At 58.1% G+C, this 11,118-nt stretch carries 11 protein-coding genes; 5 read left to right on the top strand and 6 right to left on the bottom strand.

Features of this window, described 5'->3' with window-relative positions; translation table 11 throughout:
- Window positions 1-349: outer membrane lipoprotein chaperone LolA (gene lolA, locus A3730_RS22855; protein ID WP_063539030.1), on the bottom strand; the 349-nt coding region annotated here is incomplete at its 3' end.
- Window positions 350-358: 9 nt separating this feature from the next.
- Window positions 359-2,677, bottom strand: a complete 2,319-nt coding sequence (locus A3730_RS22850) for a DNA translocase FtsK (RefSeq protein WP_063539028.1) — start codon at window positions 2,675-2,677, stop codon at window positions 359-361.
- Window positions 2,678-3,029: 352 nt separating this feature from the next.
- Here A3730_RS22850 and trxB point away from each other — a divergent pair, with 352 nt between their 5' ends.
- The 4 genes from trxB to infA all read left to right on the top strand — a co-directional run bounded on the left by trxB (window position 3,030) and on the right by infA (window position 5,801).
- Complete coding sequence (trxB, locus tag A3730_RS22845) at window positions 3,030-3,977, top strand: thioredoxin-disulfide reductase (protein ID WP_063539026.1); 948 nt, start codon at window positions 3,030-3,032, stop codon at window positions 3,975-3,977.
- Window positions 3,978-3,996: 19 nt separating this feature from the next.
- Window positions 3,997-4,725, top strand: coding sequence for a leucyl/phenylalanyl-tRNA--protein transferase (gene aat / locus A3730_RS22840; protein WP_063521721.1), 729 nt, complete (start codon window positions 3,997-3,999; stop codon window positions 4,723-4,725).
- 28 nt (window positions 4,726-4,753) lie between these two features.
- Entirely contained in the window at window positions 4,754-5,482 is a 729-nt protein-coding gene (locus A3730_RS22835; RefSeq protein WP_063521722.1) for an arginyltransferase, read from the top strand.
- Window positions 5,483-5,582: 100 nt separating this feature from the next.
- Window positions 5,583-5,801 (top strand): translation initiation factor IF-1, encoded by a 219-nt coding sequence (gene infA / locus A3730_RS22830; RefSeq protein WP_007149029.1) that lies wholly within the window; start codon window positions 5,583-5,585, stop codon window positions 5,799-5,801.
- 127 nt (window positions 5,802-5,928) lie between these two features.
- Here infA and clpA read toward each other — a convergent pair whose 3' ends face one another.
- Together clpA and clpS are read right to left on the bottom strand one after the other, a co-directional pair.
- A complete protein-coding gene (clpA, locus tag A3730_RS22825) occupies window positions 5,929-8,193 on the bottom strand; it encodes an ATP-dependent Clp protease ATP-binding subunit ClpA (protein WP_063521723.1) in 2,265 nt (754 codons plus the stop codon).
- 33 nt (window positions 8,194-8,226) lie between these two features.
- Window positions 8,227-8,583 (bottom strand): ATP-dependent Clp protease adapter ClpS, encoded by a 357-nt coding sequence (gene clpS, locus A3730_RS22820; protein WP_063521726.1) that lies wholly within the window; start codon window positions 8,581-8,583, stop codon window positions 8,227-8,229.
- A 271-nt stretch (window positions 8,584-8,854) separates the two neighbouring features.
- On the opposite strand from clpS, the gene A3730_RS22815 reads away from it, so the two are divergent.
- On the top strand, window positions 8,855-9,109 hold the full coding sequence (locus A3730_RS22815) for a cold-shock protein (protein WP_063521724.1): 255 nt from the start codon (window positions 8,855-8,857) through the stop codon (window positions 9,107-9,109).
- Window positions 9,110-9,166: 57 nt separating this feature from the next.
- On the opposite strand, the gene icd is transcribed toward A3730_RS22815, so the two are convergent.
- On the bottom strand, window positions 9,167-10,429 hold the full coding sequence (gene icd, locus A3730_RS22810; RefSeq protein WP_063539024.1) for an NADP-dependent isocitrate dehydrogenase: 1,263 nt from the start codon (window positions 10,427-10,429) through the stop codon (window positions 9,167-9,169).
- A gap of 286 nt (window positions 10,430-10,715) precedes the next feature.
- The coding region (locus tag A3730_RS22805; RefSeq protein WP_197477580.1) for an NADP-dependent isocitrate dehydrogenase at window positions 10,716-11,118 on the bottom strand (403 nt) is incomplete at its 5' end.

The following is an 11,118-nucleotide window of genomic DNA, read 5'->3' as shown; positions in this document are numbered from 1 at the left end:
CACCAAACAACAGGGCCGGGGTCTGGCCAAGATCCTGGCTCAGCGGGCGTACCACCACCTGCTCCAGGTCCTTGTCGTAAACCCAGACGGTTTCGCCGTCGGACGCAGCCATCTGCTCATAAGGCGTTTCGGTGAGCCAGTAAAACTGGTTCCCCCGGGCCACCTGAAAACGGCCCGTGGCTTCCTGCATATGCGTGCCGCCCTGATCCAGCACCACCTGCTCGAACTCGCCTTTCATGGACTTAAGGGTTTGCAGGCGATCCAGCAAATCATCGGTGGCACCCGCCCATGCGGTAGGGGCCAACAGGACAGCAGGCGCCAGCGCCAAGCTCAACAGCAACTTCTTCATTCAAACTCCTTATTTGACCGGCGGCGGCGCGATGACTTCGCGCTGGCCATTGTTGCCGGCCTCGGTGACCACCCCTGCCATCTCCATGGCTTCCACCAGGCGGGCGGCACGGTTATAGCCAATTTTCAGTTTCCGCTGCACAGAGGAAATGGACGCCCGTCGGGACTCGGTGACGATGGCCACCGCTTCATCGTAAAGCGGATCATTCTCGTCATCGCCGCCCTCACTGGCGCTTTCCATACCTGGCATCGGTGCATTGAGGTCGCTGCCACCATCGAGAATTTCTTCAAGATAATTGGGCTCGCCGCGTTTGCGCCAATCGTCACAAACCCGGTGTACCTCTTCATCTGAGACAAAGGCGCCGTGAACACGTTCCGGAACACTGGTGCCGCCGGGCAAATAAAGCATGTCGCCATGGCCCAGCAGCTGCTCCGCCCCGCCCTGATCCAGCACGGTGCGGGAGTCAATTTTGGACGACACCTGGAAGCCTATACGCGACGGCACGTTGGCCTTGATCAGGCCGGTGATCACGTCCACGGACGGGCGCTGGGTGGCGAGAATCAGGTGAATGCCTGCCGCCCGTGCTTTCTGTGCGATACGCGCAATCAGCTCTTCCACTTTCTTGCCCACAATCATCATCATGTCGGCGAATTCATCGATGACGATAACGATGTAAGGCAGGTGCTCGGCCAGCGGCGCCTCCTCATCCAGATTCATCGGGTCATCCGGCTTCCACAGCGGGTCCTTGAGGGGCTCGCCTTTCTTCTTGGCGTCGTCCACCTTGCGGTTATAACCGGAGATATTCCGCACTCCCATGGAGGCCATCAGTCGGTAACGACGCTCCATTTCACCCACACCCCAGCGCAGCGCACCGGCCGCTTCTTTCATGTCGGTGACCACCGGGGTAAGCAGGTGGGGAATGCCATCGTAGACCGCCAGTTCCAGCATTTTGGGATCGATCAAGATCAGGCGGACATCGTCCGGGCTGGACTTGAACAGCATGGACAGCAACATGGCATTCACGCCCACGGATTTACCGGAGCCGGTGGTACCCGCCACCAGCAAGTGGGGCATTTTTGCCAAGTCCGCCATCACCGGGCCGCCGGAGATATCCTTGCCCAGCGCCATGGTCAGGGGCGACGGCGCCTGATCAAACATCTGCGTGCCGATCACTTCGGTGAAGCGGATCATTTCCCGTTGCTCGTTGGGAATCTCGATCCCCACGGTGGTCTTGCCGGGAATCACTTCCACTACCCGCACGCTGATCACTGCCAGGGAGCGAGCCAAATCCTTGGCCAGATTAGTGATCTTGGAAACCTTAATACCAGCTGCCGGCTGAATCTCGAAACGGGTAATCACCGGGCCGGGCTGCACTGCCACCACTTCCGCCTCGATATTGAAATCCTTGAGCTTGATTTCCAGCAGGCGTGACATGCCTTCCAGAGCCTCTTCGGAATAACCGCCCTTGGATTCTTCCACCGCATCCAGCAGGCCCACCGGGGGCAGCTCACCGGAGACTTCCGTGGTAAACAGTTTCTGCTGCTTTTCTTTTTGAACCCGGGCGCTTTTTTCCACCGGCTTGGCCGGTTTGGCGATTTTTGGCGGGGTTCGCGTTTCTGCCTTTTTCTTCGCCTCGGTAATGACCTTGGCGCGCTTCTCATGAGCTTCTTTCTTCTGCCGCTGCTCTTCGCGCTGACGTTTACGCGCTTGCCACCAAGCAGGCACTTTTTCGATGGCGCCAAGCACCAGCGCGCCCAGGCCTTCAGCCAGCGCGATCCAGGACAAATCGGTAAAGATGGTCACGCCGATCAAAAACAACGCCACCATCATCAAGGTCCCACCCAGCGGGTTGAACCCGGCCAGGGAGGCATCGCCAACTTCATGGCCGAGAATGCCCCCGGCGCCTTCCGGCAGCGTATCGCCCACGGTGAAATGCATGTACGACAGCGCCGTGCCCGCCAGCATGGTCAGAATAAAACCCACCAGTCGCAAGCTGAACAGCGGCCAGCTCCCCGGCAGTCCGGCATGGCGCTCGCGCAGCACCTTGCCGGCCCAAAAGCCCAGCAGCACCGGAAACAGGTAGGCCATATAGCCAAACAGGCCCAGCAGCAGATCGGCGCTGAACGCCCCTACCCGGCCCATGGCATTGCGTACTGCATCCACATTGCCCACATAGGACCAGCCGGGATCGCGGCTATCGAAACTGATTAACGCCAGCAGCAGGTAAAGGGAAAAGGCGATCAGCGCAATGACCATGCCTTCCACCAAACCACGTTTGAGATGGCGGGAAAACCCGGACTGTCCTTGCCCGGCAACCGTTTTACTCACGCCTTGCCCCTCAATAAAGTCAAACTATTGGATAAAGAATAGCTGATAACGGATTGAAATTATTGCGATTGTAGTCAATCACAGTGGGGGCGGCCAGCTTTGCCCCTCCCGGTGTGCCCGAGCGCACGGCATTATCGCACAAAATAGCCGCAATCTGCGGCTCTCAACCCGGGCAGTCACCTCTTCCTATCGCACTAATAGCCCATGATCAGGCTTCACGACGACCCGGTTTTACGGTAGTTTTCACTGCCTTGAATGTGCAGGCCTTGCCCCCACAGTTGGAGTCGCAAGCCCGGACGCGGCATAGCGCGCCCGATCACCTGCCCAACCTACGTATTTACTGGAGTAACACATGAGCGACGTGCAGCACCATCGGCTGATTATTCTGGGTTCCGGCCCGGCGGGTTACACTGCGGCTGTGTATGCCGCCCGTGCCAACCTCAAGCCGGTTGTGATCACCGGCATCCAGCCTGGCGGCCAGCTCACCACCACCACCGAAGTGGATAACTGGCCCGGTGATGTGGAAGGCCTGCAGGGGCCGGACCTGATGGTGCGCATGCAGCAGCACGCCGAGCGTTTCGATACGGAAATGGTCTACGACCATATCAACGACGTGGATCTCAAGCAGCGCCCGATCGTCCTCAAGGGCGACAACGGCACCTACACCTGTGACGCGCTGATCATCGCCACCGGCGCCACCGCCATGTACCTGGGGCTGGAGTCCGAAGAAGCCTTTATGGGCAAAGGCGTGTCTGCCTGCGCGACCTGTGACGGTTTTTTCTATAAGGGCCAGAAGGTGGCGGTAATCGGTGGCGGCAACACGGCTGTCGAAGAAGCACTGTACCTGTCCCACATTGCCGAACATGTGACCCTGGTACACCGTCGTGACAGCCTGCGAGCGGAAAAAATCCTGCAGGACAAGCTGCTTGCCAAAGACAACATTTCCGTGGAATGGGACCACACCCTGGAAGAAGTGCTTGGCGATGACAGCGGTGTCACCGGCATGCGCATCAAGTCCACCAAGGGTGAAGACAGCAAAGACCTTGAACTGCAAGGTGTCTTCATTGCCATCGGTCACAAGCCGAACACGGATATCTTCGCCGGCCAGCTGGACATGAAAGACGGCTACATCAAGATCGCCAGCGGCACCGAAGGCAACGCCACCGCCACCAGCGTGGAAGGGGTATTTGCGGCCGGCGACGTGGCGGACCATATCTACCGCCAGGCAGTGACCTCCGCTGGCGCTGGCTGCATGGCCGCGCTGGACGCCGAGCGTTTCCTGGACAACCTGAACGACTGATAGACCGGAGGGCCACCACATGGTGCCATGGCTGGAACCCGGGGATCCCTTCCCTGATACCCGGCTCGCCCTCACCGACCCGGACGGCCTGCTGGCTGCCGGGTCGGATCTTCACCCCCAGACCCTTTTACGGGCGTATTCCGCCGGCATCTTCCCCTGGTACAACGCCGACACCCAGCCCATCCTCTGGTGGAGCCCGGCACCGCGCTGCGTGATCCGGCTGGACCAGTTACATGTCAGCCGCAGCCTGTCCCGACATCTCCGCCAGGCGGATTTCACCATTACTTTTGACCGCGACTTCGAAGCAGTCATGCGCACCTGCGCAGCCCCCCGCCAGGGCGAACCGGGCACCTGGATCAACGAAGAAATGATCGCGGCTTATTGCCAACTGCATCAGCAAGGTTATGCCCACAGCGTAGAAATCCGGCAAAACGGGTCGCTGGCCGGCTGCCTCTATGGCGTTCAGCTTGGCCAGATGTTCTTTGGTGAATCCATGGCTTCCCCGCAGCGCAACGGCTCCAAGGTGGCACTGGTGGCACTACGCAACCTGGCCCGTGCACTGGATATCCGCCTGCTTGATGCCCAGATCGAGAACCCTCACCTCATGTCCATGGGGGCACAGATGATCGACCGTGACGACTTTGAAACCTGCCTTGAGGACTGGGTGCCAGCCCAGCCAGTGCCCACCCCCTGGCCAGACCGTCCGTTTGACTGGGCCGCACTGCAAGCCGAATGTGAGGCTTTTTAGCCCTCCTGCCCTGGGCTACACTTACACCATGACTGACTTGTCCACGCTGCGCTTTTTTCGCACACCCGCCCATAGCTGCAGCTACCTGGAAGACCGCCAGGCGTCTACCCTGTTTGTGGACCCCCAGGCCCAGCTGTCACCAGAGCTCTATAGCGAACTGAGCTTGCTGGGGTTTCGCCGCAGCGGCAATTATCTCTATCGCCCCCACTGCGACAGCTGTAATGCCTGCATTCCGGCCCGGGTGCGAGTGGATGACTTCCACCCTCGCCGCCGCCATCGTCGCATCCTCAAAAACAACGCCGATCTGGCAGTGAACCGCGAGCCCGCCCGTTTCAGTCGCGAGCTATACGCGCTTTATGCGGCCTACATTAATGACCGCCATGGCGATGGCGACATGTATCCGCCTTCGGAAGAGCAGTTCACCAATTTTCTTACCTGCGAATGGGCAGACACCCATTTCTACGGGTTTCGCCAGCAAGGCAAGCTGGTCGCCGTAGCCGTCACCGACCAGCTCAATGATGGCCTCTCCGCAGTGTACACCTTCTTTGACCCCACATTGCCTGAGCGCAGCCTGGGGGTCATGGCGTTGCTATGGCAAATCGAACAATGCCAACGATTACAACTTCCCTACCTGTATCTGGGCTACTGGATCCGTCAATGCCAGAAAATGAGCTACAAAAGCCAGTATCAGCCCCTGGAAATTCTCGCCAGCGGGAGCTGGAAAGAGCACACCGCCCCCAGTAATTCCGGGGGTTAAGCCCTCGACCCAAGCCTTTTTCCAACTTCTTTTGCAGCCAAGGCCCTTTTACGGCACAATTGCGCGTCGCTAATAGCCGGTAACCCAAGGTATTTGTTGGATGGCGAAAGAAGAGCAAATCGAACTCGAAGGTGTCATCGTTGATACCCTGCCCAACACGATGTTTCGTGTGAAGCTGGACAACGGTCATGTAATTACGGCCCATATCTCCGGGAAGATGCGTAAGTTCTATATCCGCATCCTCACAGGGGATCGTGTAAAAGTGGAAATGTCTCCCTATGACCTCACCAAGGGACGCATCACTTTCCGGATGAAATAACCCGGAACGGCTCCGGCCGAATACACCCACAAAAAAACCCGGCATTGCCGGGTTTTTTTGTTGTCTGTGCGTTGATGGAAAACGAGCGGAGCGCCTTTCGTAAAAGAAAGGCGCCCGCCACTTCTGTTTACGCGGGCTCCGCTGTGGCCGCTTCCACGGAAAGCACCAGCTCCCCGTCTTTTTCGGTGATATTGACCTGCCCACCGGCACCCGCCAATTCGCCAAACAGCAGTTTCTCTGCCAACGGTTTCTTGATTTTTTCCTGGAGCAGACGCGCCATGGGCCGGGCGCCCATATCCTTGTCGTAGCCCTTCTCGGCCAACCAGTTACGGGCCGCATCATCCACATTCAGCACCACACCGCGCTCATCAAGCTGGGCCTGCAGTTCCACCAGGAACTTGTCGACCACACCCAGAATCACCTTACTGGTCAGCGGCAGGAACTGAATGGTGCCATCCAGACGGTTACGGAATTCCGGCGTGAAGACCTTTTTGAGCATTTCCATGCCGTCGGTGCTGTTGTCCTGCTCGGTAAAGCCGATAGAACGCTTGTTCAGCACTTCCGCGCCGGCGTTGGTGGTCATGATCAGGATCACATTGCGGAAGTCCGCCTTGCGGCCGTTGTTATCGGTCAGCGTGGCATTGTCCATCACCTGCAACAGGATATTGAACACTTCCGGATGCGCCTTCTCGATTTCATCCAGCAACAGCACACAGTGCGGCGTCTTGGTAATGGCTTCGGTAAGCAAACCGCCCTGATCGAAGCCCACATAGCCGGGAGGCGCGCCAATCAGGCGGCTCACGGTGTGTCGCTCCATGTACTCGGACATATCGAAGCGCACCAGTTCCACGCCCAGTGCCCGGGCCAGCTGACGGCTCACTTCCGTTTTACCCACCCCGGTGGGGCCAGCAAACATAAAGCTGCCAATGGGCTTGTGCTCGCCCTTGAGGCCCGCACGGGACAGCTTGATCGCCGCCGAAATGGTGTCGATGGCCTCATCCTGGCCGAATACGGTCATTTTCAGGTCGCGCTCAAGGTTACGCAGCAGCTCCTTGTCGGAGGACGACACCTGCTTGGGAGGAATTCGGGCAATCTTGGCCACCATGTCCTCCACGTCGGTTTCCTCAATGGTGTGCTTGCGCAGGTCTTCCGGGCGCAGGCGCTGCCAGGCACCGACTTCGTCAATCACGTCGATGGCCTTGTCGGGCAGGTAACGATCGTTGATGTAGCGGGCACTCAGCTCTGCAGCGGCTTTCAGGGCCGCATCCGTGTAGCTCACGTCATGGTGAGCCTCAAAACGGCTTTTCAGCCCCTTGAGAATCCCCACGGTGTCTTCCACGGACGGCTCAACCACATCGATTTTCTGGAAGCGACGTGACAGGGCCCGGTCCTTCTCGAACACGCCCCGGTATTCCTGGAACGTGGTGGACCCCATGCATTTCAGCTCACCGGAGGCCAGCAGCGGCTTAAGCAGATTGGAGGCATCCATTACCCCGCCGGAGGCCGCACCGGCTCCGATGATGGTGTGAATTTCATCGATAAAGAGAATCGAGTTGGGCTCTTTCTTCAGTTCTGCCAGCAGGGTTTTCAGGCGTTTCTCGAAATCGCCCCGGTACTTGGTACCGGCCAGCAGCGCGCCCAGATCCAATGAATACACCACCGCATCCAGCAACGGCTCGGGCACCTGCCCTTCCACGATCATACGAGCCAGCCCTTCGGCAATGGCGGTTTTACCGACACCGGGCTCACCCACCAGCAAGGGGTTGTTCTTGCGGCGACGGCATAGAATCTGCGCCGCCCGCTCAATCTCGAATGCGCGCCCCACCAGCGGATCAATACGATCCTCACGGGCCATTTCGTTCAGGTTGGTGGCGTAATTGTCCAGCGCGCTGGCCGGGGCGCCTTCCGCGCCCGCTTCCATGTCCTGCTCGGTCTCGATGGACGGCTCTGCATCCTGAATCTGGGAAATACCGTGGGCAATAAAGTTAACGATATCCAGGCGGTGAATGTCCTGACAGTTAAGAAAATAGACTGCCTGGCTTTCCTGTTCGTTGAAGATGGCCACCAGCACATTGGCCCCGGTCACTTCCTTCTTGCCGGAAGACTGCACACTGAATACCGCACGCTGCAACACCCGCTGAAAGCCCAGTGTGGGCTGGGTGTCGCGCTCCGGATCGGTATCCGGTAACAGCGGTGTTGAGTCCTCGATAAACTGGGATAACGCATCACGCAATTCATCCAGGTCTGCGGCACAGGCACGCAGGACCTCGACGGCCGCCTCGTTATCCAGCAGCGCCAGCAGCAAATGCTCCACGGTCATAAACTCATGACGGTGGCCACGTGCGTGGCGAAACGCCTCGTTAAGCGTCATTTCAAGTTCTTTGCTGAGCATAAGGCTACCTCACTGCATGGGCCCGCAAGGGCATCAGGCCTGTTCCACCTGACACATCAGCGGATGCTGATTCTCCCGGGCGTATTCCACCACTTGCGTGGCTTTTGTTTCGGCTATGTCCTGGGGATACACCCCGCACACCGCCTTTCCTTCAGTGTGCACGGTGAGCATGACACGGGTGGCCTGCTCACGGCCCAGATTGAAGAAGTCTTCCAGTATCTCTACCACAAAATCCATCGGCGTGTAGTCATCATTCAACATCAACACCTTGTACATGGATGGCGGTTTCAGCTTCGGCTTGGCCTCTTCCACGGCCATATCACCGTGTCGGTCCGGGTCTGAGGGGGAATCTGCCGGCCCACAACGTAGCGCGCCTGTTTCGTCAATCATTACCGGATGCCAATCTTGTTGATGCCAATTCATAAAGCCTCAAAACCGTTGTAACCCTGCTGGCGTCAGCAGGCAATGAAGAAATGATGGGTGGTCGGTGTTTTTTCAATCCCCCGCAGCAAATCAATTCACCGGGATGATTTCACGGGGTTGACACCCTGCTGTGCATGTTTAAAAGTTGCACAATAGACTCAGGTGCCAGTTTACCGCAGCCGGCAGCCCGAGGATAAAAATAAACATAATCGCCATTGGATAGGCAGAGGGAAGGACCATGGCAACGGGACGAGTAAAGTGGTTTAACAACGCCAAGGGCTACGGTTTTGTACGCCCGGACGAAGGGGGCGAAGATTTGTTCGTCCACTATTCCTACATTCAGATGGACGGCTATAAAAGCCTGAAAGCCGGGCAACCCGTGGAGTACGAGGTGCAACCGGCCAACAAGGGCTTCCATGCCGTCAACCTGCGCGCCAACGAAGAAGCCAGTAACGAAGAAGACGTCGCTGAAGATCAGACGACACCCTCCTGACCCTTCCCTGCCCGGCTGGCTCATACTGCAAGCCAGCTATTGAGCCCGTCGGGCGCCTCAGGCGCCCATATGCTCAATCACCGCATTCCCAAACTCTGAGCAGGTCAACAGTGTCGCGTCCGGCATCAGTCGCTCGAAGTCGTAGGTCACCGTTTTCGCTGCAATCGCGCCTTCCACGCCGTTGATGATCCGATCAGCCGCATCGCTCCACCCCATGTGGCGCAGCATCATTTCCGCAGACAGGATCAGTGAACCAGGGTTGACCTTGTCCTGCCCGGCGTACTTGGGCGCGGTGCCATGGGTGGCCTCGAACAGCGACACGGAACCACCAATATTGGCCCCCGGCGCAATACCAATCCCGCCGACTTCCGCTGCCAGCGCATCGGAAATGTAGTCGCCGTTCAGATTCAGGGTGGCAATCACGCTGTAATCCGCCGGGCGCATCAGGATCTGCTGCAGGAACGCATCGGCGATCACATCCTTGATGATGATTTCCTTGCCGGTATTGGGATTCTTCATGGTCATCCAGGGTCCGCCATCCAGCAATTCAGCGCCAAAACGCTCGCCGGCAAGCTGATAGCCCCAATCCTTAAAGGCGCCCTCGGTGTACTTCATGATGTTACCTTTGTGCACCAGGGTAACCGAATCCTTGTCGTTATCGATGGCGTACTGGATCGCCTTGCGCACCAGCCGCTGGGTCCCTTCGCGGGACACCGGCTTGACGCCGATCCCGCAGCCTTCCGGGAAGCGAATCTGGGTAACCCCCATTTCCTCACGCAGGAAACGGATCAGTTTGGTGGCTTCCGGGCTGTCCGCCGCCCACTCAATACCCGCATAAATATCTTCCGAGTTCTCACGAAAGATGATCATGTCGGTAAGTTCGGGATGAACAACAGGGCTGGGAACCCCTTCAAAATAGCGCACCGGGCGCATACAGGTGTACAGGTCGAGCTCCTGGCGCAGGGACACGTTAAGGGAACGGATGCCGCCGCCCACCGGAGTGGTCAATGGGCCCTTGATGCCCACGGTGAATTCCCGCAGGGCTTCCAGGGTTTCCTCCGGGAGCCAGACATCCGGCCCGTACACGACGGTAGCCTTTTCCCCGGCGTAAACTTCCATCCAGGTAATACCACGCTTGGTGCCGTAGGCTTTCTCGATGGCGGCGTTAACCACCTTGATCATCACTGGTGAAATGTCGACACCAATGCCATCCCCTTCGATATAAGGAATAATCGGATGATTGGGGACATTCAGGGACAGGTCCGCATTAACCGTGATTTTGTCACCGTCTGCAGGAACCGTGATCTTTTGGTATCCCATCTACACTTCTCCCTCTGAATAAAAGCGAATTCGGCCTCTACTCGCGAGTATAGCATCGAGCCAAAGTCAGGGTGGAGCATCGGTTTGGCACTTGAGAGATTGACTGCAAGGGACGTGGGGAACGGGGAACGCCCGGCCACGGGGATCGGCGGCAAGGGTCGCTGAAACGCCTTACCGGGCAAGCCCTGAAGCACACATCTGCTGTGCCTTGTGACCAGGAGAAACACTCCCTCCAAGGCCACATGACTCAACAGCTGTACGCTTCACCAGGTCAGGCAAAGCCTGGCTAGAGCTTCTCGAGTATGCCGTTAAAGGTTGCACTGGGCCGCATAGCGGCCGAAGCCTTGCTGAAATCGGGATTATAGTAACCGCCGATATCAATGGGCGAGCCTTGCACGGCCACCATTTCGTTGACGATTGTCTCTTCGTTTTCCGTCAGCGAAGCGGCAATAGCCGTGAAGGTTTCCTTCAGCTCTGCGTCCTCATCCTGTGCGGCCAGCGCCTGGGCCCAATACATGGCCACATAGAAATGGCTCACCCGGTTATCCGGCTGGCCGACTTTCCGTGACGGTGACTTGTTCTGCTCCAGATACTGCTCATTGGCCTTGTCCAGAGCGGCTGCGATCACCTTGGCCTTGTTGTTGCCATACTTCTCGCCCAGCTCCTGAATGGAAACCGACAGCGCCAGG

Source organism: Alcanivorax sp. HI0044, from assembly GCF_001634945.1.
This window is presented reverse-complemented; position numbering and strand designations above follow the sequence as displayed.